Genomic DNA, 26,869 nt, shown 5'->3' on the forward strand with positions numbered 1-26,869 from the left:
ATTCGGGTGGGTCAGGGAGTCGTGGCGGGTGCGGCGGGCGCACCGACGGCGATGGCCTCGGCACGGCGCTGGCGGGCGGAGCGCCGCTGCGGCTGCGCGGAACCGGCGGCACGGATGCCGCGGGGCACGACGAGGTGCTGGAGCAGGGCGAACAGTCCGTCGATGACGAGGGCGAGCACGGCCACGAGGATCGCGCCGCCGATGAGGATGTCGAAGCGGCGCAGCGGGATCGCGGCGATGATGTACTGCCCGAGCCCGCCGAGACCGATGTAGGCGGCGATGGTCACCGTCGCCAGCACCTGCAGCGTCGCCGCACGGATGCCGCCGACCAGCAGCGGCAGGCCCAGCGGCACCTCGATGCGCCACAGGATCTGCGCCTCGGTCATGCCCATCGACCGGCCGGCGTCGATGACGCGGCGGTCGATCGCCTCGAACCCCGTGTACGCACCGGCGAGGAGGGACGGGATCGCGAGGACGACGAACGAGATGACGGCGGCCTCGGGCTTGTGCAGCACGCCCAGCAGCAGGGTGAGCAGGATGAGCAGGCCGAACGAGGGGATGGCGCGCGCCGCACCCGAGATGGCGACCGCGATCTCGCGCCCCTTGCCGGTGTGGCCGATGTACCACCCGAGCGGGATAGCGATGACGCCCGCGATGACGACGGCGATCAGGGTGTAGAGCAGCTGCACGCCGATGGCGAGCGGGATGGCGTCGAATCCGCGACCGGGGTCGCCGGAGAAGATCCACCCGATGGCGTCTCCGAGGAGGTTCATGCGGGCACCGCCGTCCGTGCGCGCCGACGCGACGGCGCGGCCGACACGCGCCGGGTCCACGGCATGAGCAGGCGCCCCGCGAGCACGAGCACCAGGTCGATGACGAGCGCGAGCACCACCACCGCGACGACCCCCGCGAACACCTCGGGGATGATGCGCCGCTGCAGACCGTTGGTGAACAGGTAGCCGATGTTCTGGATGCCGACCAGGATGCCGACCGTGGCCAGTGCGATCGTGCTCGCCGAGGCCACGCGCAGACCCGCGAGCACCACGGGTCCGGCAAGCGGGAACTCCACCGCGACGAAGCGGCGGAACGAGCCGTAGCCGATCGCCGTGGATGCCTGGCGCACCCCGGCATCCACCGAATCGAGTCCGTCGGCCACCGCGCGCACCAGGATCGCCACCGCGTAGATGGCGAGGGCGACGATGAGGTTGGTCTCGCTGACGATGCTGTACCAGCCGGTCACCACGGGGACGAGGATGAGCAGGGCGAGGGAGGGGATCGTGTACAGCAGTCCCGTGATGGTGATGACGCCGCTGCGCACGAGGCGGTAGCGCCAGGCGACCCAGCCGAGCGGGATGCTGATGACGAAGCCCACGACGAGCGCGATCAGGCTCTGACGCAGGTGCACCAGCGTCAGCTGACCGATCAGGTCGAGGTTGTTGCCGACCCAGTTCACGGGCGCGCGTCCTCCACGAGGGAGCCCTGCGTGCGCCCCTCGGCGTCCACGACGACCGTGCCGGTCGCCGTCTGCTTCAGGTGGAGGGCGCGCTTGCCCTTGACCGCGCCGATGAAGCTCGCCACGAAGTCGCTCGCGGGGTTCTCCACGATCTCGCTCGGCGTGCCGACCTGGGCGATCTTGGCGCCCTTCTCCAAGATCACGACCTGGTCGCCGAGCAGGAACGCCTCGTCGATGTCGTGCGTGACGAACACGATGGTCTTGCCGATCTCGCTCTGCAGGCGCAGCAGCTCCTGCTGCAGTTCGTCGCGCACGATCGGGTCGACCGCGCCGAACGGCTCGTCCATCAGCAGGATGTTCGGGTCGGCGGCGAGACCGCGGGCGACGCCGACGCGCTGCTGCTGGCCGCCCGAGAGCTGGCTCGGGTAGCGGTCTGCCATTGCGGTGTCGAGGCCGACGGTCTTCATGAGCTCGAGGGCGCGCGTGCGCGCCGTCTTGCGGTTCTGCCCCTGCAGGACGGGAACGGTCGCGATGTTGTCGGCCACCGTGAAGTGCGGCAGGAGTCCGGAGTTCTGCATCACGTAGCCGATGCTGCGCCGCAGCTGCACGGCGGGCTTGCCGCCGATGTCGTCGCCGTCGATCGAGATCGTGCCCGACGAGGGCTCGACCATGCGGTTGATCATGCGGAGGAGGGTGGTCTTGCCGCATCCGGACGACCCGACGAACACCGTCGTCTTGCGCGAGGGGATGACGAGGTGGAAATCGTCGACGGCCCGGGTGCCGTCGGGGAAGACCTTGGAGACGGCCGAGAACTCGATCATACGAATCGCCGCCTCAGTCGGAGACCACGACCTTGCGGTCGAAGGCCACGTAGCCGGCGAAGTCCTTTCCGACCCGCTCGACCGCGCCGTCGCGCAGGTCGGGGTACGACCAGGCGCCGTCCGTGAGCTCCGCACCGTCGAGGGAGACGTTCCAGTACTGCGCGGCACCCTTCCACGGGCAGGTGTAGGCCGTGGGGCTCTTCTGCAGGGCCCCCTCGCGCACCGCCTGCGGCGGGAAGTACCAGTTGCCCTCGATCGAGGCCAGGTCGTCGCGGTCGGCTTCGGCGATCACGACGCCGTCGAGCACTGCCTTCATGGGAAACCCCCTTCGTGGAACCCCGCGGGCACGGCACCCAGCGGTGGCGCTCCACCTCGGTCGAGGCTAGCGATCGCGAGGCGCCGCGGAACGAAGATTGCCCCGTGTGTCGACCTGGGCTATGGTGCCGCGGCTGCCGGGGCCCGCGACGGCGACGGTGGCCGTGCCGCGCCCCGGTGGCTTCGACAAGCTCAGCCACCTCCGCCGCATCCGAGGTTCCTGAACTTGTCGAAAGGACCGGGAGCGCACGACTACCGGTGGCGTCGACAGGCTCAGCCACCTCCGCCGCATCCGAGGTCCCTGAGCTCGTCGAAGGGACCGGGAGCCGCGGAGCCCTCAGACGACGCGCGCCCCGGGCACGGGACCGTGGACGTGGAGGGCGACGAGCCCCGCCGCGCTCAGCGTCACCTGCAGATCGATCGCCGACGCCTCGTCGGCGGCGAGGAAGGCCAGAGTCGGGCCGGATCCTGAGACGATCCCGGCCAGCGCTCCGGAGCTCTCGCCCCGTTCGAGCACGCGGGCGAGATCCGGGCGCAGGTGCAGCGCGGGTGCCTGCAGGTCGTTGCGGAGCGCGGGGGCCAGCATCTCGGCATCCCCCTGTCGGAGCGCGTGGAGCACCGCGGGGTCGACCCCCGGCACCCGCGGAGCCGGACCGATGTCGACGGCGTGCCGCTCGCGGTGGGCGTCGAGCTCGCCGTAGACCACGGGCGTCGACATGCCGACCTCGTTCGGCACCAGCACCCAGTCGAAGCGCCCGCGCGCCAGCGCCGGACTGAGCTCGTCTCCGCGACCGGTGCCCACCGCCGTTCCGCCGAGGAGGGCGAAGGGCACGTCGGCGCCGAGCTGCGCGGCCAGGTGCGCGAGCTCGGACGTCGGCGTTCCGAGTCCCCACAGCGCATCGCACGCCACGAGCGCGGCGGCGGCGTCGGCGGAGCCCCCGCCCATGCCTCCCGCCACCGGTACGGACTTACGGATCGCAAGATGCGCTCCGCGGTCGACGCCGGCCGTGCGCGCGAGCAGACGGGCTGCTCTGACGGCCAGGTTGCGGTCATCGGTGGGCACGCCCTCGATGTCGACCGGTCCCTTCGCCGTCACCGACAGGGTGATGTCGTCGGACGGCGTCGCCACCATCTCCTCGTACAGCGAGACGGCCTGGAACGCCGTGGCCAGCTCGTGGTACCCGTCGGCCTGGACGTCGCCGACCTCGAGGAAGACGTTGATCTTCCCGGGCGCGCGCACGCGCACGGACGCGGGCGTCGCGAGGCTCATCGACGGCCCCGTCCGCTCGTGCGCCGACCCGCCCCGCCGTGTGCGAAACTGGAACGTCGGCCCGCTTCCCGCCGTCGCTCGTACGGCGGTTCGGGAAAGACCGGGCCGGAGCGAGCGATGAAAGTCACTCTTCGACAGTAGCGCTCCGCTCCCCGCCGTTCGGCGCCGCCGCCGAAACGTCTTCGTAACCCCGGAACCCTACGGTGTCCGGAACCCGTCACCTATCCCCCGAGGAGGCAGTATGCGCCCGATGGTCCCCCTGTCGATCGACACCGACCCCTGGCGCGCGCTGCTCTCCCGCTCCGATATCCGGATGCACGACGGCATCCTGCACGTGGTCGACGACCACTCGACGCCCTCGATCGCCGAGAGCGACGACCTGCTGACCGCGGCATCCGCCATCGAGGAAGCGGGCGTCCGCGTGCTCCTGGTGCGCGACGCCAACCGCCGTCCCAAGCTCGTCGTCGACACCGCCGACGCGGAGGCCGCGCTCACCGCGCTGCGCGACCCCGAACTGGGGCCGTTCTACCTCAAGGCGCGCGGCGAAGACCCCGTGCCCGCGCACAGCGTGCACCCGTCGACCGGTTCGGTGCAGGCGTACGCGGTCTTCCGTCCGCGCACCTCGACCGAGGGCTCGTACCGCTACGGCGCCGCGCTCGCGCCGCGCCTCGAGCTCTGGCGGTTCGGCGAGAAGACCATCGAGGCCCCGCGGCCCAGCGCCCTCACCCGCCGCCGCTTCGCCGCGGCCGACCTCGACCTCGTCGAGATCGAGCGCTACGGCCGTCGCTGGACGACCGTGTCGGGCATGTTCGACCCGCACCCCAACGAGTTCACCGCCGAGGTCGACATGGTGTTCTCGTGGGTCGACGGCTCCTCGAGCGAGTTCCAGCGGCAGCGCGCCGCCCGCATGAAGGGCTACGTCGTCGGCGACGGCGACGACAACGCCGCCCGCTACCGCCAGGTCGACGAGCTGCGCTACGCCCTGCGCAGCGTCCACATGTACGCGCCGTGGGTGCGCCGCATCTTCATCGCGACCGACTCCCCCACGCCCGAGTGGCTCGCCGACCACCCGAAGGTGACGATCGTGCGCAGCGAAGAGTTCTTCGCCGACCCCTCGGTGCTGCCCACGCACAACTCGCACGCCGTCGAGGCGCAGCTGCACCGCATCCCGGGCCTGGCCGAGCACTTCCTCTACAGCAACGACGACATGTTCTTCGGCCGCCCCGTGACCCCCGAGCTCTTCTTCAGCGGCGGCGGGGTCAGCCGGTTCGTCGAGAGCGGCGTCCGCATCGGCAGCGGCCCCGCGCACGTCGAGCGCTCGGGCCACGACAACGGCCTCCGCGTGAACCGCGCCCTGCTGAAGGAGCGCTTCGGTCGAGTCATCACCCTCGACCTCGAGCACTGCGCGACCCCGCTTCGCCGCTCCGTCGCGTTCGAGCTCGAGCGCGAGTTCGCCGACGACTACGCGCGCACCGCGGCGAGCCGATTCCGCTCGGCGACCGACATCTCGGTGACCAACAGCCTTTACCACTACTACGCGCTGGCCACCGGTCGCGCGATCGTTACCACCGAGCCCCGCACCCGCTACGTGCAGACGACGCAGCTCGACTCGCTGCGCACCATGGAGCGCCTGGTCTCGCGCCGCGACACCGACATGTTCTGCCTCAACGACGGCAGCGTCCCCGAGATCCCCGAGGAAGTGCGCGTTCCCGCCCTGCGCGCGTGCCTCGAGCGGTACTTCCCGGTCGCCGCGCCGTGGGAGAAGCCGGCGGTCAGCGCAGGATCGGCAGCGGCGTCGTCGGCGGCGACACCCGTCCGCTGAGCTCGCGCGACGCGGGGACGGCGATCCCCGCCTCGTGCAGGCGACGCTGCGACTCCTCGGCGTCGACGTACTGCAGCGCGGCGCTCGCCGCGAGGGGAACCACGGAGTGGACGACGGTCTCGTCGTACACGTGCACGAGGTTGAACCCCTGCGCGGCATCCTGAGGGCGCGTCCCGCCCACGGGGACCATGAGGTCCTGCGTGTAGCAGGTGGCCGAGGCCACCGACACGGGGATGCCGCCGAACGTCGCGAAGGTCGAGTAGTGCAGGTGCCCGGCGAGGATCGCGCGCACGTCGGTGCCGCGCAGCACCTGCGCGAGGCTGCGCTGGTCGCGCAGCTCGACCGAGGCGGCGAGGTCGAGGACGCTCGGCACCGGCGGGTGGTGCATCGCGAGGATGGTGCCCAGCGGCGCCGGGGTGGAGAGCACCTCGGCCAACCAGCGCAGCTGCGCCGGGGTGACCTCGCCGTGGTGGGCTCCCGGAACCGAGGTGTCGAGGGTGACGATGCGCAGTCCGTCGAACTCGTCGACGCGGTCGACCGGGGCGGTCGGCTCCGTCGCGTCGTCACCGGGCAGCAGCCGCGAGCGGAAGGCCGCACGGTCGTCGTGGTTGCCCATGACCCAGACCACGCGCGTGGCGAGTCGCTGCGCGAGCGGCTCGACGAGGGCGCGCACGCGGTCGTACGCGTCGGTCTCGCCGAAGTCGGCGAGGTCGCCCGTGAAGACGAGGGCGTTCGGACGGATGCCGGAGGCCTCGATCGACGCGACGGCCCGGGCGAGGTAGGCCTCGGAGTCGACGTCGTCGTACAGCGGCGCACCGCCGGCACGGAGGTGGGTGTCGCTCAGGTGCAGCAGCACCCGCTCGGCACGGGGGTACTCGGCGTAACGCATCTCGTTCCTCTCGGGCCGTCGGGTACGACCTCGTCACCGGCGTGATGCTCCCGGTTGGCTCGAAATGTTACCGGCATGTTTCAGGAACGCACGATGAACACGACGAGAATTCGCCCGCCCCGACACGGCGATCAGCGCGAGTCGCCAAGAACTGTCGCTCGAGCGCAGCCCGAAGCGACAGTTCTTGGCGACTCACGCGAACGGGCAGCGACTCACGCGAACGGGCGGCGACTCGCGTGGGCGGTGGGCGGGACGCGCGAGGGTCAGGATGCCGCGACGCGGGCGTAGTCGTCGACGGTGAGCTGTTCGCCGCGAAGGGTGGGGTCGACGCCCGCCGCCTCCAGGCGCGCGGACGCCTCCGCCGCCGTGCCGCCCAGGACGCCGGCGAGCGCCTGCCGCAGCATCTTGCGACGCTGCTGGAACGCGGCATCCACGATCTCGAACGTGCGGAGCCGGTGCTCCTCGGTGCCGCGCGGCTCGGCGTCGCGGTCGAAGCCGACCAGCACGCTGTCGACGTTCGGAACGGGCCAGAACACCTGGCGCGAGACGGTTCCGGCCAGGCGCCACGGCCCGTACCAGGCGGCCTTCACGCTCGGGGCGCCGTAGATCTTCGACCCGGGAGGGGCGGCGAGCCGCTCCCCCACCTCGGCCTGCACCATGACGACGCCGCGGTGCAAGGACGGGAAGGTCTCGAGGAAGTGCAGCAGCACGGGAACCGAGACGTTGTACGGGAGGTTCGCGACGAGCACCTCGGGCGCGCCGGGGAGCTCGGTGACGCGCAACGCGTCGGCGTCGATGACCGTGAGGCGATCGGCGGGAACGCCGTGGGCCGCGACGGTCGACGGAAGCCGCTCGGCGAGGCGGTGGTCGATCTCGACCGCGACCATCGAGGCGCCGGTCTCGAGGATCGCCAGGGTGAGGGATCCGAGCCCCGGCCCGATCTCGACGACCCGGTCGGATGCCGTGACCCGGGCCGCGTGCACGATCTTGCGGACGGTGTTGGCGTCGACGACGAAGTTCTGCCCGAGCTTCTTCGTCGGGGTCACGTCGAGGTCGGCGGCGAGCCGACGGATCTCGGCGGCACCGAGGAGGGAAACGGGCATTGTTCCACTGTAGTCAGGGCTCCGCCAGAACCCTTGCTGCGAGCACGCCGGGAGTAGCGTGGACAGGTGAGTCAAACGCAGTCCATCCCCGCAAACGCCTTCACCCTGCGAAGCCCCTACGGGCGCCGCGCCATCGGCCTCTCGGTCGCGGCCGCGGTGGGCGGCTTCCTCTTCGGATTCGACTCCTCCGTGATCAACGGCGCGGTCGACGCGGTCGACGGCAACTTCGAGCTGGGGCAGGTCCTCACCGGGTTCGTCGTCGCCGTCGCCCTGCTGGGCTGCGCGGTGGGAGCCATCATCGCGGGCGCCCTCTCGGACCGCTGGGGCCGCCTGAAGGTCATGCTGCTCGGCGCGGTGCTCTTCTTCGTGTCGTCGATCGGTGCGGCGCTCACTTTCAGCGTGCCCGACCTGATCCTGTGGCGCGTGCTGAGCGGACTGGGCATCGGCATCGCCTCGGTGGTCGCTCCCGCCTACATCGCCGAGGTCGCCCCCCGCCAGATCCGCGGTTCGCTCGCGTCGCTCCAGCAGCTCGCGATCACGCTCGGCATCTTCGGCGCCCTGCTCTCCGACGCGCTCCTGGCGAACTCCGCCGGCGGGGCCGCGAACCAGTTCTGGCTCGGCCTGGAGGCCTGGCGCTGGATGTTCCTCGTGGGCGTGATCCCCGCCGCCGTCTACGGCATCCTGTCGTTCACCGTTCCCGAATCGCCGCGCTATCTGCTCGCGAAGGGCAAGCGCGACGAGGCGAAGGCGATCTTCGCGCGTCTGGTGCCGCCCGCGGATCTCGACAAGACGATGAACGAGCTGTCGAACACCATCGAGGCCGACCGCAAGAACAAGAACGTGTCGCTGCGCGGGCCCGTGCTGGGTCTGCAGGGGATCGTGTGGACCGGCATCCTGCTGTCGATGTTCCAGCAGTTCGTCGGCATCAACGTGATCTTCTACTACTCCACGACCCTCTGGAAGGCCGTCGGCTTCGACGAGAGCAACTCGCTGCTGATCTCGGTCATCACCTCGGTCACGAACGTGGTCGTCACCTTCGTCGCGATCTTCCTGGTCGACCGGGTGGGCCGCAAGCCCATCCTCATCACCGGCTCGCTGCTGATGACCCTCTCGCTCGGCGCGATGGCGCTGTCGTTCGCGTTCGCCACGGGTTCGGGCCAGGACGTCTCGCTCCCCGCGCCGTGGGGCTCGGTCGCGCTCGTCGCCGCGAACGTGTTCGTGGTCGGCTTCGGCGCCTCGTGGGGCCCGCTGGTGTGGGTGCTGCTCGGCGAGATCTTCCCGAGCCGCATCCGCGGCAAGGCCCTCGGCGTGGCCGCGGGAGCGCAGTGGATCGCGAACTTCGCCATCACCGTGTCGTTCCCGGCGATGTCGAGCTGGTCGCTGCCGCTCACCTACGGCATGTACGCCCTGTTCGCCGCACTGTCGTTCTTCTACGTGCTGCTGCGCATCCCCGAGACCAAGGGCATGGAGCTCGAGCAGACCGAGACCCTGTTCGTCCGCAAGCCGAAGGACGCGGCCAAGGCCTGATCCCGGCGGGATGCGTGCCGGCCGGGGCGCGTCCCGGCCGGCGAGGTCCCCGGATGCCGAGAGGCCGGCGCCCCACGGGGTGCCGGCCTTCGTCGTTCCCGGGGCGGGCGGGCTGGGGCGTAGCGTCAGCGATCCGCACAACCTCCGCGGCATCCGGGGGCCCACGGCTGAAGATGCGCGAATCACTGACGATGTGCGAACGCCGCGGCGCCGCGGGCCGCGCGACACAGCCTCCGTGATCCGCACAACCTCAGCGGCATCCGGGGCCCCGCGGCTGAGGATGCGCGAATCACCGACGATGCGCGAACGACGCGGGCGCGCGGGGGCCGCGAACCTGCGCCGGCCGTGGGCGCGCTCAGTCCTCGAAGGCGCCGTAGACGCGCAGCGTGTTCGCGGCGACCTGGGCCGCGAGCTCGTCGGCATCCGTCCCGAGCTCCGCCGCGAGGAAGCGCAGCGTCACCGGGATGAGGTACGGCGCGTTGGGGCGTCCGCGGTAGGGAACCGGGGTGAGGAAGGGGGCGTCGGTCTCGACGAGGATGCGCTCGCGCGGGGTGACCGCGAGGGCGTCACGCAGGTTCTGCGCGTTCTTGAAGGTGACGTTGCCGGCGAACGACAGGTAGTACCCGCGGTCGGCGGCGATGCGCGCCATGGCGGCGTCTCCCGAGAAGCAGTGGAACACCGTCTTCTCGGGCGCCCCCACGCGCTCGAGCGTCTCGAGCACGGCGTCGTGTGCATCGCGGTCGTGGATCTGCATCGCGATGTCGTGCTTCTTCGCGAGGGCGATGTGCGCCTCGAACGAGCGGATCTGCGCGGGGATGCCGTCGGCCTCGGTGCGGAAGAAGTCCAGACCCGTCTCGCCGATCGCCCGCACCCGCGGCTCGGCCGCGAGTTCGTCGATCACCGCGATCGCGGCATCCAGCTCTCCGGCCTGCTCGTAGACGGGAGCCTCGTTCGGGTGGATCGCCACGGCCGCCAGCACGCGCGGATGCGAGCGCGCCGCCCACGCCGACCACCGCGAGGAGTCGACGTCGCCGCCGGCCTGCACGACCCCGTGCACGCCCACCGCGAGAGCGCGTTCGAGCTGCTCGTCGAGGGAGAGTCCGGTCTCGCCGTCTTCGATCTCGAGGTGCGTGTGGTTGTCGTAGACGGGGATGCCGAGGGGCTCGGGCGCCGGCGGATATCTGACGTCGCGGCGACCGTCGGCGGAGCGCTCGCGCACGTACTGACTCGGGTCGCCGCCCTGGATCGTGTCTCGGGGGCGGTCGACGGGGGTCGAGCCGGCCGGGCGGGGCACCGACCCCTCACCCGGTGCGGAGGCCGCCGTGGTCACGCCTGCTCGACGCGCGGGAACAGCGGCGTCAGCGCCTCGACCGACGACCCCGGGCGCAGCACGCCCCAGGTGCCCGCGTCGCGGATCGGCTGGTCGGCGAGCGCACCGATCGAGCCCTCAGCCCCGAGCGCGACCCAGAGCTTCGCGGTCGACTCCGGCATGACCGGCGACAGCAGCACGGCGAGGGCGCGCAGGCCCTCGGCCGCGGTGTACAGCACCGTGCCGAGACGCTCGCGCTGAGCCTCGTCCTTCGCGAGCGCCCACGGCTCGTTCTCGGTGATGTAGCCGTTGAGGGCGTCGACGATCGTCCAGATCGCCGCGATGGCCTCGTCGATGCGGAACCGCTCGATGGCGGCGTCGGCCGCGGTCGCGGCATCCGCCACGATCTTGTGGATCGCCGCGTCGAGGTCGGTGGAGGGCCCGGCCGGCGGGACGACGCCGTCGAAGTACTTCGAGATCATCGCGACGGTGCGGGATGCCAGGTTGCCGAAGCCGTTGGCGAGTTCGGCCTGGTAGCGGGCGGAGAGGTCTTCCCACGAGAAGGAGCCGTCCTGGCCGAAGGCGATCGCCGACAGGAAGTAGAACCGGTAGGCGTCGGAGCCGAACACGTCGGTGATCTCGGTGGGCGCGATGCCGGTGAGCTTCGACTTCGACATCTTCTCGCCGCCGACGAGCAGCCACCCGTGGGCGAAGACCCCGCGCGGCACGTCGAGACCCGCGGCCATGAGCATGGCGGGCCAGATGACGGCGTGGAAGCGGAGGATGTCTTTGCCGACCACGTGGAACGCGGGCCAGCGGCGCGCGAACTGCTCCGGATCGGTGCCGTAGCCGACCGCGGTGGCGTAGTTGAGCAGCGCGTCGACCCACACGTAGATCACGTGCGAGGGATCCCACGGCACCGTGATGCCCCAGTCGAACGCGGAGCGCGAGATCGAGAGGTCTTTGAGACCGCTGCGCACGAACGACACGACCTCGTTGCGCGCCGATTCGGGGCGCACGAAGTCGGGCTCGGTCTTGTACAGCTCGAGCAGGCGGTCCTGGAACTCGCTGAGCTTGAAGAAGTAGTTCTTCTCCTGCAGCAGTTCGAGGGGCTTGGAGTGGATCGCGCAGACCTTGAGCCCCTCGAAGGGGCCCGTGCCGTCGACGATCTCGGCCTCGGGCTTGAACTCCTCGCATCCGACGCAGTACAGCGCCTCGTACTCGCCGGCGTAGATGTACCCGCGGTCGTAGAGCGCCTTGACGAACTCCTGCACGCGCTCTTCGTGGCGCGGCTGCGTCGTGCGGATGAAGTCGTCGTTGGCGACGTCGAGGGTCTCGAGCAGAGGGAACCAGGACTCGGTGACCAGCTTGTCGACCCACTCCTGCGGGGTGACGCCGTTGGCCGCGGCGGCGCGCAGCATCTTCTGCCCGTGCTCGTCGGTGCCGGTCAGCATCCAGGTGTCGTCGCCCGCCTGGCGGTGCCAGCGTGCGAGCGCGTCGACGGCCACCGTCGTGTACCCGTGCCCGATGTGGGGCAGGTCGCTGGGGTAGTAGATCGGCGTCGTGATGTAGAAGGATCGGCCGGAAGTCACCTGGAGATTCTACGGGCGGCCACCGACACGGCCGACCGCATGACGGCGCTCAGGCCGAGCCGCGCACGACGAGGGTCGTCGGCAGCACCACCGGTTCGACCTCGCGCCCGTCGATCGCGTCGAGCAGCAGGGTGACCATGCGCTCGCTCAGTTGCTCCCAGGGCTGTCGCATCGTCGTGAGCGGAGGCTCGTGCGTCGCGGCGAGGCCCGAGTCGTCGAAGCCCGCGACGGCGACGTCGTGGGGAATCCGACGCCCCGCGCGGCGCAGCGTCTGCACCGCCCCGGCGGCCATGAGATCGGATGCCGCGAACACGGCCTCGACGTCGGGGGCGCGCTCGAGCAGCCGCTCCATGGCGAGAGCGCCGGAATCGAGCGAGTAGTCCCCGACCTCGACGAGAGCGGGGTCGAAGTCGTCGCCCATCTCGTCGCGGAACCCGACCAGGCGGAATCGTCCTCCGGGGGTGTCGTCGGGTCCGGCGATCATCGCGATGCGCCGGTGCCCCTGCGCTCGCAGGTGCGCCGTCATCGTGCGCGCCGACCCGGCTTCGTCGACCGAGACGCTGAGCACCTCGGCGCGGTGCCCCAGGGGCACCCCGCACGCGACGGTCGGGATGCCGGCATCCAGCAACGACTCGAGCAGGGGGTCGGCCTCGTGCGAGGAGATGAGCAGGACGCCGTCGACGTGCCCGGCGCTGACGTAGTGCGCGACATTCGCGCGCTCTGCGGGGGGTGCCGGCGATGAGGAGCACCAGGGTCATCTGGCGTTTGGACAGCGCCTCGGCGGCGCCGCGCAGCAGGAGGGCGAAGGTCGGATCGTCGAAGAGCAGGTGCTGCGGCTCGGTCATGAGGAACGCGAGGGATCCCGCGCGACCGGTGGCGAGGCTGCGCGCGGCGTGGTTGGCGGTGTAGCCGGTGCGTTCGATGGCGTCCTCGACGGCCGCCCGCGCGTCGGGCGACACCCAGTGCCCGCCGTTGATGACGCGCGAGACGGTGCCGCGCGACACCCCCGCGGCCGCCGCGACGTCGCGGATCGTCGGCTTGCGACGCACGGTCGGGGTCTGCTCCATGCGGGAATGCTATCGGCCCGCGCGCGCGGCGGATCACCGGAACGCGCCCGGGACTGGGACCGGTCACAGTTGCGTAACGAAGCCGCGTCCGACGTTGCGGGCGCCACCACGGACGACGGAGGCTGTGACCGGTCCCAGTCTGGGCCGCCCCACGATCCGATGGAGTGTCATGACCCGCGTTACCCCCTGGCCCGCTCTCGACGGCATCGCCTACGGCGGTGACTACAACCCCGAGCAGTGGGACCGCGCGGTCTGGGACGAAGACGTCCGACTCATGCGCGAGGCGGGCGTGAACCTCGTCAGCGTCGGCATCTTCTCGTGGGCCCTGCTGGAGCGTTCCGAGGGCGTGTTCGACTTCGCGTGGCTCGACGATCTTCTCGATCTGCTGCACGCCAACGGCATCCACGTCGACCTCGGCACGCCCACCGCGTCGCCGCCCGCGTGGTTCTTCCACGCCCACCCCGAGGCGCGCGTGCTGACCCGGGACGGGCGCACCATGGGCTTCGGCTCGCGCGGGATGGCCTCCCACTCGTCCCCCGCGTACCGCGCGGCCATCGCCCGCATCGCGGACGCCCTGGCGGCCCGCTACGCCGCGCACCCGGCCGTGGTGCTGTGGCACGTGCACAACGAGTACGGCGTCCCCGTCGGCGAGGACTACTCCCCCGCCTCCGTCGCCGCGTTCCGCGCCTGGCTGGCGGAGCGCTACGGCTCTCTCGACGGCCTCAACGCCGCCTGGGGCACCGCGTTCTGGGGCCAGCACTACACCGCGTGGGAGCACGTGGGCGCCCCCGCCGACGCGCCCAGCGTCGTCAATCCCGCGCAGCGCCTGGACTTCGCGCGCTTCACCGACGCGCAGCTGCGAGCGTGCTTCCGCATCGAGCGCGACGCGATCCGCGCGCACGCCACGCAGCCCATCACCACCAACTTCATGGCCAACCAGAGCTGGACCACCGACCTGTGGGCGTGGGGCCGCGAGGTCGACATCGTCTCCGACGACCACTACCTGTGGGCCGCCGATCCGGACGGCCACGTCGGTCTCGCGATCGCCGCCGACCTCTCGCGATCGGTGGGCGGCGGCGCACCGTGGATCCTCATGGAGCACTCCACCTCGGCGGTGAACTGGCAGCCGCGCAACGTCGCGAAGCGCCCGGGCGAGATGGCCCGCAACTCTCTCACCCACCTGGCCCGCGGCGCCGACGCGATCCTCTTCTTCCAGTGGCGCGCCTCGCGCTCGGGGGCCGAGAAGTTCCACTCCGCGATGCTTCCCCACGCCGGCACCGAGTCCCGCGTCTGGCGGGAGGTCGTCGACCTCGGCGCGGCGCTCGGCCGCCTCGGAGAGGTGCGCGGAGCGCGCGTGCAGGCCGAGGCCGCGGTGCTGTGGGACTTCGAGTCGTTCTGGGCACAGGACCTCGAATGGCGCCCCTCGATCGAGGTGACGCACCAGGCCCAGGTGCGCGCCGCGTACGAGCAGCTCTGGCGCGACGGCGTCACCGCCGACTTCGCCCTGCCCGGCCACGATCTGTCGGGGTACCGCCTCGTGGTCGTCCCGGCCCAGTACCTCCTCACGACGGCGGATGCCGCGAACCTCACGTCCTACGTCGCCGGCGGCGGCACCCTGGTGGTGTCGTTCTTCTCGGGCATCGTCGACGAGAACGACGCCGTCCACGCGGGCGGTTACCTCGCGCCGCTGGCCGAGGTGCTCGGGGTGCGCGTGGAGGAGTTCCTGCCCCTGCGCGAGGGGGAGACCGTCTCGCTCGAGCGCGCCGACGGCACTCGCCTGACGGCACGGTCGTGGACCGAGGACCTCGTGGTCGCCGGCGCCGAGACCGTCGCCCGTTACACCGACGGCCCCGCCGCGGGTCGGGCCGCGATCACGCGTCACCGTCACGGCGAGGGCACGGGCTGGTACGTCTCGACGAGCCTGGACGCCGCGGGCCTCGCCGCGACGTTCGCCGCCGCCTACGCGGACGCCGGGGTGTCGGCATCCTCCGTTCCGGCGGGATGCGAGGTCGTGGTGCGCCGCGGCGCCGCGCACGACTTCACCTTCGTCGTGAACCACCGCGACGACGCCGTGACCCTCGACCTCGACGGGGTCGAACTGCTCACCGGAGCAGCCACCGACGGGGTGGTCACGGTTCCCGCCGGCGGAATCGCCGTGGTCCGCTCCGCACTCCCGGAGGCAGCCACCCGTTGACCCCCGGGATCCGTGCCGACGCGGATCCCGGGCACCACCCTCGACCGCGACCTTCGCGGGCGAACCGAACCCGACCGCAACGGCTGCGGTCGCACAGAAAGGGATTCCCATGCGCATGACAGCACACGGACGTGCACTGCTCGGATCGGCCGGCATCCTCGCCGTCTCGGCCCTCGCTCTCAGCGGCTGCACCGGAAGCGGCTCGGGCACGGACGCCGCCCCGGCCGGAGACGGCCCGGAGATCGTCGTCTGGACGGATGCCGAGCGCGAGCAGGCCATCACCGACGCGGCTGCGGCCTTCGAGGAGGAGACGGGCGCGACCGTCCGCCTCGTGCAGAAGAACTTCGAGGACCTCCGCAACGACTTCATCGCCCAGGTGCCCACCGGCGAAGGCCCCGACATCACCGTGGGCGCGCACGACTGGCTCGGTGCCCTCGTGGCGGCGGGCGTCGTCGACACGATCGACCTCGGCGACACCGCGGCGAACTTCGAGCCGGTCGCCCTCGAGGCGATGACCTATGACGGTCAGCTCTACGCCCTGCCCTACTCGCTCGAGACAGTCGCGCTCGTGCAGAACACGGCGCTCGTCGGCACCGAGGCCCCCGCGACGTGGGACGACATGATCCAGCGCGGCCAGGCCTCGGGCGCCGAGCGGCCCTTCGTCATCAACACCGCCGGCGAGACCGGCGACGGATACACCATGTACGGACTGCAGACCTCGTTCGGCGCCCCCGTCTTCGTGCAGGACGCCACCGGGTCGTACACCTCGGAGGTCGGGATGGGCGGCGCCGCGGGCGAGTCGTTCGCGCAGTGGCTCTCGACCAACGGTCAGGCCGGGTACCTCTCGACCACGATCGACTACGACATCAACAACGAGCTGTTCGCGACCGGCAAGGCGCCCTACACGATCCAGGGCCCGTGGGCGATCAGCGCCTTCGACGGCATCGACGTCGCGGTCAACCCGATCCCGAGCGCGGGCGGACAGACCGCGGCTCCCTTCGTGGGCGTGCAGGGCTTCTACCTCAGCGCGCAGAGCGAGAACGCGCTGCTGGCGACCGAGTTCCTCGTCAACTACCTCGGCACCGAGGACGCCCAGCGCGCCCTCTACGAGGCCGACCCGCGCATCCCCGCCTACACCGCCCTCGGCGAGGAGGTCGCGAGCGACCCCGTCATCGCGGGCTTCCTCGCCTCGGCGCAGAACGGCGTGCCCATGCCCTCGATCCCCGAGATGGGGTCGGTCTGGGACCTGTGGAACGCCGCTGAGGCGCAGATCATCTCCGGCGCCGAGCCCGTCTCGACGTGGAACCGCATGATCACCGACCTGCAGGGAACGCTGGCCGGCTGACCATCGTCGTGGGCGGTCGCGATCCTCCGCGACCGCCCACGGCACCGCACCGCACCACACCGCAGGGCCCCTCCGGCCCCGCACCGCACCGTCCCGACGAATCCGGAGCATCCATGTCGGCCACCCCACCCGTCGCGCCCCCGGGCGCCGCCCCCAGCGCCCCCGCACCCCTGCCGGCACCCCGCCGCGAGTCGCACGCCCGCGCGTGGCGGGGCATCGGCGTCGGCTTCCTCGTGAAGCTCGCGATCATGGCGATCGTCAACGCCTTCGGCATCCTGACGATCCTCACCGCCGTCGGCGCGGACTCGTGGCTGCTGGCCACGATCACGGCCGTCCTGCTCGTCGCCGCCGACGTCGTCTACTTCACGCGTCGCGCCCTGCCGCTGAAGTACCTGCTGCCCGGGCTGATCTTCCTCTTCGCGTTCCAGGTCTTCATCTTCGGCTACACCGCGTACATCGCCTTCACCAACTACGGCACCGGTCACGCCGGCTCGCAGTCGCAGGCGGTGGATGCCACCCTCATCCAGGGCGAGCGCCGGGTCGACGACTCGCCCAGCTACCCCATGGTCGTGGTCGAGCGCCTCGGCCAGTACGGCCTCGCCATCGCCGACGACGACGTCGTGCGCGTGGGAACCCCCGACGAACCGCTCACCACCGTCGACGGCGCCGTCGGACGCAATGGAGCGCCGACCGAGGTCGCGGGGTGGACCGTGGTCCCCCGCGCCGAGCTGCTCACCGATCCCGAGCTGCAGAGCACGGCCGCCGCGCTGCGGGTCCCCCTGTCGGACGACCCCAACGACGGGGCCCTGCGCACGCGCGACGGGTCGACCGCGACCGTGTACACCTCGACCCTCGTCTGGGACGAGGACGCCCAGACCATCACCGACACCTCGACCGGCACCGTCTACGCCGCGACCGACCGGGGCACCTTCACGTCGGCGGACGGGCAGAGCCTGCCGACCGGCTGGTACGTCAACGTGGGATTCGAAAACTTCCTGCGCGTCTTCACCGACACGGCTCTCGTCGCTCCGCTGCTGTCGGTGACGGGGTGGACCTTCGCGTTCGCGATCCTGTCGGTGGCCCTGAGCTTCGGGCTCGGACTCCTCTTCGCGCTGATCTTCAACGACCCGCGCGTGCGGGCGCGCAAGTTCCTGCGGACCCTGTTCATCCTCCCGTACGCGTTCCCCGCGTTCATGTCGGCGCTACTGTTCCGCGGCATGTTCAACTCCGAGTTCGGCGTCATCAACGACGTCTTCTTCTTCGGCTTGCCGATCAACTGGCTCGGCGACCCCGTCCTGGCCAAGCTCGCCGTGCTGTGGGTGAACGTGTGGCTCAGCTACCCGTACTGGTTCCTCGTGTGCACGGGAGCTCTGCAGGCCCTCCCCTCCGACACTCTCGAGGCGGCGCAGCTCGACGGCGCCGGGCGCTGGCGCTCGTTCCGGTCGATCGTGCTGCCGCTGCTGCTGGTCTCGACCGCGCCGCTGGCGATCTCGTCGTTCGCGTTCAGTTTCAACAACTTCACCGTCATCTACATGTTCAACAACGGCGGGCCGGCGATACCCGGCGCGCCCTACGCGCTGGGCTCGACCGACATCCTCATCTCGGCCATCTACGACATCTCCGGCGTCTCGGGCGGAGCCGCCGACTACGGCCTCGCCAGCGCCCTGTCGATCGTCGTGTTCGTCGTCGTCGGCGCCATCTCTGCGCTGGCCTTCCGTCAGACCCGCAAGCTGGAGGAGTTCGCATGACCGTCACCGCACGCGGCACCGGGCGCGACACCGCTCGCGCCACCCCCGCGAAGAAGCGCCGCTGGCTCGCCGAGGTCGGCTGGAAGTACCCCGTCGCCACTCTCGTGGCCTTCTACGCACTGTTCCCCCTCGTCTACGTCGTGTCGGCCTCGCTGAACCCGCGCGGCAGCCTCGCGTCGTCGAGCGCCCTCTTCTCGGCGGTCGACTTCTCCAACTACGCCGCCCTCTCGGGCACGAGCTACTGGACGTGGGTCGGCAACACCCTCCTCGTCGGCGGCGTCGCCTCGGTCGGCGCGGTGCTGATGGGAGCCGCGGGGGCCTACGCGTTCTCGCGCTTCCGCTTCTCGGGTCGGCGGGCGAGCCTCACCGGACTGCTGATCGTGCAGATGTTCCCCCAGGCGCTGGCCTTCGTGGCGATCTTCCTCATGCTGCTGACCATCGGCGAGGTCGTCCCCGCGCTCGGCATCAACTCGAAGCTCGCGCTCATCTGCGTCTACCTCGGCGGCGCGCTCGGCGCGAACACCTTCCTCATGTACGGCTTCTTCAACACGATCCCGATCGAGATCGACGAATCCGCCAAGATCGACGGCGCGACCCACGCGCAGATCTTCTGGCGGCTCATCATGCCGCTCGTGACGCCGATCCTCGCGGTCGTGGCCCTGCTCGCCTTCATCGCCGCCTTCGGCGATTACATCCTCGCGCGCATCATCCTCGTCTCCGAGGACAACTGGACGCTCGCCGTCGGCATGTACCAGTGGGTCTCGAATCAGCTCACCTCCCGGTGGGGCCTGTTCGCGGCGGGCTCGGTGCTCGCCTCGATCCCCGTCCTCGCCCTGTTCCTGTCGCTGCAGCGCTACATCGTCGGCGGCCTCACCCAGGGGTCGGTCAAGGGCTGAGCCCCGACCGCCCCGCCCCGATCGATGGAGATCCGGATGCCGAAACACCCCCGCCCCACGGCCCTCGCGGCCATGACCCTCGGCGCCGCCCTCGCGGTGGCGCCCCTCACGGCGGCCCAGGCCGCACCCGCTGACGAGCCGGTCGAGGCGGGGATCACCGTCCCGCGCGTCGAGGGCCTGGCATCCGACTTCGCCCTCGGCGTCGACGTGTCATCGGTGCTCTCCCTCGAGGCGTCGGGGGTCGTCTTCCGTGACGACGACGGCTCCCCCGCCGACCTGTTCGAGGTGCTCGCCGAGCACGGCGTGACCGACGTGCGCGTGCGCGTGTGGAACGACCCGTTCGACGCCCGAGGCCGGGGGTACGGCGGCGGAAGCGTCGACGTCGACCGGGCCGTCGAGATCGGCGAGCGCGCGACCGCCGCGGGTCTGGGCGTCGCCGTCGACTTCCACTACTCCGACTTCTGGGCCGACCCCGTCAAGCAGAAGGCCCCGAAGGCGTGGGCCGGGATGGATGCCGCCGAGACCGCCGCCGCGGTCGGGGACTTCACGCGCGACGCGCTGTCGGCCTTCGTCGCCGCGGGCGTCGACGTGCAGCTCGTGCAGGTGGGCAACGAGACCAACGGCGGGGTGGCCGGGGTGACCGGCTGGCCCGACATGGCGCAGGTGTTCTCGGCGGGAGCCGCCGCGGTGCGCGCGGTGACGCCCGACGCGCTCGTCGCCGTGCACGTCACGAACCCCGAGCGGCCCGGACACTACGCCGCGTACGCCGCGGAGCTGGCGGCGAACGACGTCGACTACGACGTGTTCGCATCGTCGTACTACCCGTTCTGGCACGGCACGACCGAGAACCTCACCGCGGTGCTGCGCCAGGTCGCCGACACCTACGACAAGAAAGTCATGGTCGCCGAGACGTCGTGGGTGCGCACTCTCGACGACGCCGACGGTCACCCCGACGTGATCGACACGGCCTCCGAGGCCGAGGCCTACCCGGTGAGCGTGCAGGGTCAGGCCACGGCGCTGCACGACGTCGTCCAAGCCGTCGCCGACGTGGGCGACGCCGGTATCGGCGCCTACTACTGGGAGCCCGCGTGGCTGCCCGTCGGCTCGCCCGAGCAGCTCGCGCAGAACCGCGTGCTGTGGGAGCGCGACGGTTCGGGCTGGGCGACGAGCTTCGCGGGCGAGTACGACCCCGAAGACGCCGGGGAGTACTTCGGCGGATCGGCGTGGGACAACCAGTCGCTCTTCGACGTGGACGGCACACCGCTGGAGTCGTTGCGCACCTTCGCCTACGTCCGCACCGGCGCCGTGGCGCCCCGCGAGGTGACCGGCGTCGACACCGTGCGGCTGTCCGTGACCGTCGGCGACGCGGTCGTGCTGCCCGCGCAGGTCACCGTCCGCTTCAGCGACGGGACGAGCGAGCAGCAGCGTGTGACCTGGTCGCCCCTGCCCGATCTCTCGGTGCCGGGCGTCTTCGAGATCGCCGGTACCACCGACGCCGGGGCGGACGCCCTCGCCGTCGTGACCGTCTCGGCGGTCAACCTGCTGACGAACCCCGGCTTCGAGCAGGACGACGTCTCGATGTGGTCGGTCGAGGGCCCCCTGTCGCTGCGGGCGACCGACGACCCGCGCTCCGGGGAACGCTCCGCGCACTTCTTCGCCGCCGCCGCCGCGACCTTCTCGCTCGCGCAGCGGGTCGAGGGCCTGCCCGCCGGCCGTTACGTCGCGGCGGGGGCTCTGCAGGGCGGCGCGTTCGGCGACGGCTCGGCGACCCTCTCGCTGACCTCGGACGACGACAGCGCCACGGCGCCGTTCACCGCGGCCGGCTGGCGCGTGTGGTCGGAGCCGCGCACGGCGGAGATCGAGATCGCCGAGGGCGAGGCCCTGACGGTTCGCGTGGATGCCGACCTCCCCGCCGGAGCGTGGGGGACCATCGACGACCTCGTGCTCGAGCGGATCGGCGACCCCATCCCCGCCCCGGGCGACCCCGGAGAGCCGACGCCCGGTGAGCCGACGCCCGGTGAGCCGACGCCCGGAGAGCCCACCCCGGCTCCGACGCCCGCACCGACGGAGCCCGCCCCCACTCCCCTGCCGAGCGGTCCGGCACCCGCTCCCGCCGCGCCGAGCGCCACGACCGCCCCGGGATCGGCTGCGGGACCGGGGCTCGCCGAGACCGGAACGAGCGTTCCGCTCGGTCTGCTCGCCGCGGGGGTGCTCGCGCTCGCGACCGGCGCCGTGCTGCGGCGACGTCGCCGCCGCTCCTGAGGGCCGCTCGGGTGAGGGGTCGGACGACGTCGCCGCGCCGCGCACGCGGCGACGCTCCCCGGCCCCTCACACCGGCGGCACGCTCAGCGCTTGACCGCGAGTGCCGCCTGGTAGAGCTCGCGCGACGAGTGCCCGGTCTGAGAAGACACCTCGGCGGCGGCTTCCTTCAGCCGCGTCCCGCTGCGCACGAGTTCGAGGGTCTGGGTCACGGCATCCGGGAACGCCACCTCGCGCGCCGACGCACCGCCCACCACGATCGCGATCTCCCCGCGCACGCCCTCGGCCGCCCAGGCCGCGAGGTCGGCGAGCGTTCCGCGTTTGACCTCTTCGTAGAGCTTCGTCAACTCGCGGCAGACCGCGGCGGGACGGTCGGCGCCGAAGGCCGCGGCGAGGTCGTCGAGAGTGGATGCCAGCCGAGACGGCGACTCGAAGAACACGAGGGTCCGCTCCTCCGAGGCGAGCTGCGCGAAAGCCTTGCGACGCTCGCCGGGCTTCCGACGGGGGAAGCCCTCGAAGGCGAACCGGTCCGTGGGGAGACCCGCGACGGCCAGCGCCGTCACGACCGCGCTCGGCCCGGGGATCGCGGTGACCGTGACCCCCGCGGCGGCGGCTGCGGCGACGAGCCCGAAGCCGGGGTCGCTGACGGTCGGCATCCCGGCGTCGCTCAAGACGAGCAGGTCGTCCTCGCGGGCGAGCTCGACGAGTTCGGCCGCCCGGTCCTTCTCGTTGTGGTCGTGCAGGGCGATCAGGCGCGGGCGGTTCTCGACGCCGAGACCCGCGAGCAGGCGCTGCGTCGTGCGGGTGTCCTCGGCGGCGACCACCGTGGCGTTCTCGAGGGCCTCGATCAGACGCTTCGAGGCGTCGCCCAGGTTGCCGATGGGAGTCGCCGCGAGGATGATCACCGTTCCACCTTAGGCTGGGGGCCGTGACCACCGCCGTCCCTCCGTTGCTCCCCGCCGCCGAGCGGACGCGACTCGATCGCTGGCGCGACGCGCTGCTCGCGACCCCGCGGGGCATGAGGTTGTGGCGTTGGCTCGCTCCGACCCTCGTCACCCTCCTCGCCGCGGTGCTCCGTCTCATCGACATCGGCAATCCGCACCAGCTCGTCTTCGACGAGACCTACTACGTCAAAGACGCGTGGAGCCAGTGGGTGCTCGGCTTCCCCTCCACGTGGCCCGATGGCGCCGACGCGAGCTTCGCAGCGGGCGACACCGACGTGTTCACCGGCATCGGCAGCTACGTCGTGCATCCCCCGCTCGGTCGCATCCTCATCGGGGCGGGCATGGCCCTCCTGGGACCCGACTCCGCCACCGGCTGGCGCATCTCGGCCGCCGTCTTCGGCACGCTGACCGTGCTGGTGATCTACCTCTTCGCGCGCACGCTCACGGGTTCCCTCCCGTTGGCCACCGTGGCATCCGGACTCTTCGCCATCGACGGCCTCGGGATCGTGCTCAGCCGCATCGCGTTGCTCGACATCTTCTTGACGTTCTTCGTCGTGCTGACGTTCTGGTTCGTCGCCCTCGACCACCGGCGCTCGAACGATCGGCTCACGGCCCTCGTCGCCGCGCGCGGGGACGAGCCCCCGATGTGGGGACCGATCCTGTGGAACCGCCCGTGGCTGCTCGCCGCCGGCGTCGCCGTGGGAGCCGCCACCGCCGTGAAGTGGTCGGGACTGTACGTGATCGCCGCCGTCGGCATCTACGCCGTCGTCTCCGACGCCCTCGCGCGCCGCCGGGCGGGCGTGGTCCAGTGGCCGATGGATGCCGTGCGCCAGGGCCTCGCGTCGTTCGTGCTGCTCGTGCCGGTCGCTGTCGTCGCGTACGTGTCGAGCTGGTCGGGCTGGCTGTTCACGAACGGCGGGTGGATGCGCGGCACCCCGGTCGCCGCGACGGGCATCTGGGGGTGGGTGCCCGAGCCGCTCCGACAGCTGTGGGCGTACCACCAGGAGATGTACAACTTCCACGTCGGGCTCGTCACCCCGCACAGCTACGCGAGCCCCGCGTGGCAGTGGCCGCTGCTCATCCGTCCCACCTCGATGTACTGGCATCAGGACGACGCGGGCGTCAACGGCTGCACGCTTCCCACCGGGTGCACCGAGGCGATCTCGAGCATCGCGAACCCGATCATCTGGTGGGCGGGGATCGCGGCATCCCTCTTCCTGCTCGTGCGCTTCGTCATGGTGCGCGACTGGCGGTACGCCCTCATTCTGACGGGCCTCGCGGCGACCTACGTGCCGTGGCTGCTGTACCCCGAGCGCACGATCTTCCAGTTCTACACGGTCGCGATGCTGCCCTTCCTCGTGCTCGCGCTGGCTTTCGCGCTGCGAGAGATCGCGCGGGGGGTGAGGGGCGGCTCGCGCGCCGGTGGGCAGACCGTCGTGCTGGCCTTCCTCGCGCTGTGCGTCGTCGTCTCGGCGTTCTGGTACCCGGTCTGGGCGGGACTTCCCGTGCCGTACGAGTTCTGGCGCCTGCACAACTGGCTGCCCACCTGGATCTGACCGGATCGGGACGGATGCCGAGGGGGCGAGCGTGACACGAGGCGACGACTGGCTGCACGACCCGCGGCCGGTGCAGCGGGTCAGGCTCTTCTCCGACGCCCCGGTCGATCGCGACGCGTGGCCGGCGACCGTCCCCGCGGTGGCGCAGTTCCTCGACGTCGCCGCCGGAGACGGATGGGAGTTCGGCCCCGGCGTGACCTTCCTCGTCGGGGAGAACGGGTCGGGCAAGTCGACGCTCATCGAGGGCATCGCGGAGGCCGCGGGACTGCCCGCCGAGGGCGGATCGACCAATGGCGGCGGCGAGACCCGTCGCACCGAGAGTCCGCTGAGCGAGTGGTTGCGCATCGAGCGCAGCCCCCGCGCTCCGCGCTGGGGGTTCTTCCTCCGCGCCGAGACCATGCACGGCTACTACTCGTGGCGGGAGGACCTGCGCGACGGCGCCCGCGATCTGCACGCGATGAGCCACGGAGAGTCGTTCAACAGCCTGCTCGACGAGGCCCTCGACCACGAACGCTACGTCGCGGGGCTGGCCTGCCTCGACGAACCCGAGGCCGCCCTGTCGTTCTCATCGACCCTGCGTTGGCTGGCCTCGCTCGATCGCATGCGCTCCCGCGGCACCCAGGTGATCTGCGCGACCCACTCCCCCGTGCTCGCCGCTCTGCCGGGAGCGACGATCCTCGAGCTGGGCGAGTGGGGCATCCGCGAGAGCACGTGGGACGACCTGGAGCTGGTGCGGCTGCAGCGGGGGTTCCTGGAAGCGCCGGGGAGGTTCCTGCGGCACCTGCTGGAGTGACGCTGCGGGCCCCGGCAGGGGCGGGTGGCGATGGAGGGTGCGACGGGGCGAGGTTCCTCGGGGAGGCCGCGGGAAGCGCAGAGAGCCAGGTCTGCGAGGTGCGCCTGCGCCGCGCAGAGACGCACCTCAGCCGCGTCAGACCACGCGCGAAGGATCCGTCGTCGGCAGGGCGCACGCGAACGCGCGGCAGTCGTACGCGGTGGCCTCGCCGCCCCGCGCGACCTTGCCCTCGAACAACTCGAAACCCGCGGCCGCGAAGGCGGCGGCCTGCGTGGGCGACACCACCGCGAGCACGTCGGCGGTGACGCGGCGCGCGGCGTCGGCGATCTCGGTATCCTTCTCGCCGACGACCACGATCTGACGGGGAGCGGTCGCGAGCCCCGCGGCCACCTCGAGGATCGCTCCGTGGGCGAGCGGCGACGCGAGGGCGACATCGGCGGCGGCGCGCACCAGCTCATCGGCGGCGTCGCGGTAGCGCTCCCCCGCACCCAAGCGCCACAGGTCGAGGGCGGCGGCGGCGAAGATGGAGGGGCCCGAGGGCGAGGCGCCGTCGGTGGGCACGCCGTGCGGCTGCATCCCCTGGGCGACGAGCACGGCATCGCCCCCACCGGGCGGGTGGATGCCGTCGTCGCCGAGGCACAGGTCGACCAACGCGCGCGCCCGCGAGGCGTAGGCCGCCTCGCCGGTCGCCCGGGCGAGGGCGAGGAGACCGCGCGCGAGTCCGCCGTAGTCCTCGAGCGTGGCGGGAGCGGCGGAGCGGATCTCGTCGAGAGACGCGCGGCGGAGGGTGCCGTCGTCGGCGACGTTGCTCTCGAGCACGGCGTCGGCGGCCCAGCGCGCGGCCTCGAGGAAGCGCGGATCGGCGCGCGCGCCGGCGGCGGCGAGGGCGGCGATCGCGTGCCCGTTCCATCCCGTGACGACCTTGGCATCCAGAGCCGGGGGCTGCAGCTCGGAACGGTCGGCGACGCGGTAGTACCCGCCCTCGTTGCGGACGCCGTCGATGATCGACTCGGAATCCTGGGCCGCGGCGATCCCTCCCGACGGCAGCTGCAGCACGTCGACGAGAAAACGGGCGGCGTCGACGGCGGTGGCCTCGTCACCCGCGGCGAGGGCCACCTCGACCAGTCCGGCGTTGTCGGTGAGCATGCGCTCGTAGTGCGGCACGCTCCAGTCGCGACGCGTGGCGTAGCGGAAGAAGCCGCCCTCGACGGGATCGTGCAGGTCGGACGCGACCATCGCCACCAGCGCCCGGGATGCCACGTCTGCGGCCTCGGGAACGTCGGGGCTCAGCGCCGGGTGCTGCAGGAACCGCAGCACGGGCGTGTTCGGGAACTTCGGCGTCTCGAAGGCGGGTCCGGCGGCGAACCCGCCGTACTCGCGATCCTCGCGCGCGGCGACGGAGCGCGCCGCGGTGGCGAGCTGATCGAGGGTCGGCGCCGCGTCGGCGGGCGCCGTCGCCGCGGCGGCGAGGGCGTCGCGGAGGGATGCGCCCGTGGCATCCACTTCGCTGCGCCGCTCGGTCCACGCCTCGCGGACCGCGGCGAGAACCTGACGGAACGACGGCTGCGGCGGGCGGGGCGTCGGCGGAAAGTAGGTGCCGGCGTAGAAGACGCGCCCCTCGGGACTCGCGAACACGGTCAGCGGCCACCCCAGGTGCGGGGTGAACGCGCTCGCGGCGTCGAGGTACGCGGCGTCCACGTCGGGATGCTCCTCGCGGTCGACCTTGATCGACACGAAGCCGTCGTTCAGGATGCCGGCGGTCTCGGCATCCTGGAACGACTCGCGCGCCATGACGTGGCACCAGTGGCAGGTGCTGTAGCCGATCGAGATCATCACGGGGACGTCTCTCTCGGCCGCGAGCGCGAACGCCTCGCGCCCCCAGGGGAACCACGCGACGGGATTGTCGGCGTGGGCCCGCAGGTAGGGGCTCGAGGCGTTCGCGAGGCGGTTCATGCGCGCGGGTGCG

Annotated in this window: 20 protein-coding genes and 1 pseudogene; 9 read left to right on the top strand and 12 right to left on the bottom strand. The window is 71.6% G+C overall.

The annotated features are described in order from the left end of the window. Positions 1-11: 11 nt before the first annotated feature. The 5 genes from FB047_RS07025 to FB047_RS07045 form a co-directional block, all read right to left on the bottom strand. Positions 12-773 carry an ABC transporter permease gene (locus FB047_RS07025; protein ID WP_136586503.1) on the bottom strand — a complete coding sequence of 254 codons (762 nt, stop codon included), beginning with the start codon at positions 771-773 and terminating at the stop codon, positions 12-14. Continuing rightward, the gene (locus tag FB047_RS07030; protein ID WP_136586504.1) at positions 770-1,453 is read right to left on the bottom strand and encodes an ABC transporter permease; all 684 of its coding nucleotides are present in this window, start codon (positions 1,451-1,453) and stop codon (positions 770-772) included. Before FB047_RS07030 ends, FB047_RS07025 begins: the two co-directional genes overlap by 4 nt. Continuing rightward, positions 1,450-2,274 (bottom strand): ABC transporter ATP-binding protein, encoded by an 825-nt coding sequence (locus tag FB047_RS07035; protein WP_136586505.1) that lies wholly within the window; start codon positions 2,272-2,274, stop codon positions 1,450-1,452. The genes FB047_RS07030 and FB047_RS07035 overlap by 4 nt, the downstream gene beginning before the upstream one ends. A gap of 13 nt (positions 2,275-2,287) precedes the next feature. Beyond that, entirely contained in the window at positions 2,288-2,590 is a 303-nt protein-coding gene (locus FB047_RS07040; RefSeq protein WP_136586506.1) for a DUF427 domain-containing protein, read from the bottom strand. 336 nt (positions 2,591-2,926) lie between these two features. Further along, the gene (locus FB047_RS07045; protein ID WP_136586507.1) at positions 2,927-3,859 is read right to left on the bottom strand and encodes a 4-(cytidine 5'-diphospho)-2-C-methyl-D-erythritol kinase; all 933 of its coding nucleotides are present in this window, start codon (positions 3,857-3,859) and stop codon (positions 2,927-2,929) included. A 241-nt stretch (positions 3,860-4,100) separates the two neighbouring features. Between FB047_RS07045 and FB047_RS07050 the strand changes: the two genes are divergently transcribed. Further along, positions 4,101-5,681, top strand: coding sequence for a stealth conserved region 3 domain-containing protein (locus FB047_RS07050; RefSeq protein ID WP_136586508.1), 1,581 nt, complete (start codon positions 4,101-4,103; stop codon positions 5,679-5,681). On the opposite strand, the gene FB047_RS07055 is transcribed toward FB047_RS07050, so the two are convergent. Then, a complete protein-coding gene (locus FB047_RS07055; RefSeq protein WP_136586509.1) occupies positions 5,632-6,570 on the bottom strand; it encodes a phosphodiesterase in 939 nt (312 codons plus the stop codon). The two genes, FB047_RS07050 and FB047_RS07055, sit on opposite strands and share 50 nt — an antisense overlap. A gap of 263 nt (positions 6,571-6,833) precedes the next feature. Then, positions 6,834-7,673 carry a 16S rRNA (adenine(1518)-N(6)/adenine(1519)-N(6))-dimethyltransferase RsmA gene (gene rsmA / locus FB047_RS07060; RefSeq protein WP_136586510.1) on the bottom strand — a complete coding sequence of 280 codons (840 nt, stop codon included), beginning with the start codon at positions 7,671-7,673 and terminating at the stop codon, positions 6,834-6,836. A gap of 66 nt (positions 7,674-7,739) precedes the next feature. Between rsmA and FB047_RS07065 the strand changes: the two genes are divergently transcribed. Beyond that, positions 7,740-9,200 (top strand): sugar porter family MFS transporter, encoded by a 1,461-nt coding sequence (locus tag FB047_RS07065; protein WP_136586511.1) that lies wholly within the window; start codon positions 7,740-7,742, stop codon positions 9,198-9,200. A gap of 355 nt (positions 9,201-9,555) precedes the next feature. On the opposite strand, the gene FB047_RS07070 is transcribed toward FB047_RS07065, so the two are convergent. The 3 genes and pseudogenes from FB047_RS07070 to FB047_RS07080 form a co-directional block, all read right to left on the bottom strand. Next, complete coding sequence (locus FB047_RS07070; protein WP_136586861.1) at positions 9,556-10,446, bottom strand: TatD family hydrolase; 891 nt, start codon at positions 10,444-10,446, stop codon at positions 9,556-9,558. Positions 10,447-10,526: 80 nt separating this feature from the next. Further along, on the bottom strand, positions 10,527-12,101 hold the full coding sequence (gene metG, locus FB047_RS07075; RefSeq protein WP_136586512.1) for a methionine--tRNA ligase: 1,575 nt from the start codon (positions 12,099-12,101) through the stop codon (positions 10,527-10,529). Between the two features lie 49 nt (positions 12,102-12,150). Beyond that, positions 12,151-13,168 (bottom strand): annotated as a pseudogene (locus FB047_RS07080) (LacI family DNA-binding transcriptional regulator). Positions 13,169-13,337: 169 nt separating this feature from the next. Here FB047_RS07080 and FB047_RS07085 point away from each other — a divergent pair. The 5 genes from FB047_RS07085 (at position 13,338) to FB047_RS07105 (ending at position 21,613) form a co-directional block, all read left to right on the top strand. Further along, a complete protein-coding gene (locus FB047_RS07085) occupies positions 13,338-15,362 on the top strand; it encodes a beta-galactosidase (protein ID WP_136586513.1) in 2,025 nt (674 codons plus the stop codon). 109 nt (positions 15,363-15,471) lie between these two features. Then, positions 15,472-16,707, top strand: coding sequence for a sugar ABC transporter substrate-binding protein (locus FB047_RS07090; RefSeq protein ID WP_136586514.1), 1,236 nt, complete (start codon positions 15,472-15,474; stop codon positions 16,705-16,707). A gap of 113 nt (positions 16,708-16,820) precedes the next feature. Continuing rightward, positions 16,821-18,455, top strand: coding sequence for an ABC transporter permease subunit (locus FB047_RS07095; protein ID WP_205822739.1), 1,635 nt, complete (start codon positions 16,821-16,823; stop codon positions 18,453-18,455). Next, the gene (locus FB047_RS07100) at positions 18,452-19,351 is read left to right on the top strand and encodes a sugar ABC transporter permease (RefSeq protein WP_136586515.1); all 900 of its coding nucleotides are present in this window, start codon (positions 18,452-18,454) and stop codon (positions 19,349-19,351) included. The genes FB047_RS07095 and FB047_RS07100 overlap by 4 nt, the downstream gene beginning before the upstream one ends. 36 nt (positions 19,352-19,387) lie before the next feature. Then, positions 19,388-21,613: a glycosyl hydrolase 53 family protein gene (locus FB047_RS07105; RefSeq protein WP_136586516.1), complete on the top strand. Its 2,226-nt coding sequence runs from the start codon at positions 19,388-19,390 to the stop codon at positions 21,611-21,613. An 83-nt stretch (positions 21,614-21,696) separates the two neighbouring features. Here FB047_RS07105 and rsmI read toward each other — a convergent pair whose 3' ends face one another. Continuing rightward, the gene (gene rsmI, locus FB047_RS07110) at positions 21,697-22,515 is read right to left on the bottom strand and encodes a 16S rRNA (cytidine(1402)-2'-O)-methyltransferase (RefSeq protein ID WP_136586517.1); all 819 of its coding nucleotides are present in this window, start codon (positions 22,513-22,515) and stop codon (positions 21,697-21,699) included. A gap of 23 nt (positions 22,516-22,538) precedes the next feature. On the opposite strand from rsmI, the gene FB047_RS07115 reads away from it, so the two are divergent. Both FB047_RS07115 and FB047_RS07120 read left to right on the top strand, forming a co-directional pair. After that, on the top strand, positions 22,539-24,110 hold the full coding sequence (locus FB047_RS07115; RefSeq protein WP_205822749.1) for a dolichyl-phosphate-mannose--protein mannosyltransferase: 1,572 nt from the start codon (positions 22,539-22,541) through the stop codon (positions 24,108-24,110). A gap of 31 nt (positions 24,111-24,141) precedes the next feature. Next, entirely contained in the window at positions 24,142-24,903 is a 762-nt protein-coding gene (locus tag FB047_RS07120) for an AAA family ATPase (protein ID WP_136586518.1), read from the top strand. A 135-nt stretch (positions 24,904-25,038) separates the two neighbouring features. Here the strand turns inward: FB047_RS07120 and FB047_RS07125 are convergent, their stop codons facing one another. Further along, the gene (locus FB047_RS07125; protein ID WP_136586519.1) at positions 25,039-26,856 is read right to left on the bottom strand and encodes a thioredoxin domain-containing protein; all 1,818 of its coding nucleotides are present in this window, start codon (positions 26,854-26,856) and stop codon (positions 25,039-25,041) included. Between the last annotated feature and the right edge of the window lie 13 nt (positions 26,857-26,869).

The sequence above is a fragment of the Microbacterium hydrothermale genome, assembly GCF_004854025.1.
Taxonomy (GTDB): Bacteria; Actinomycetota; Actinomycetes; order Actinomycetales; family Microbacteriaceae; genus Microbacterium; species Microbacterium hydrothermale.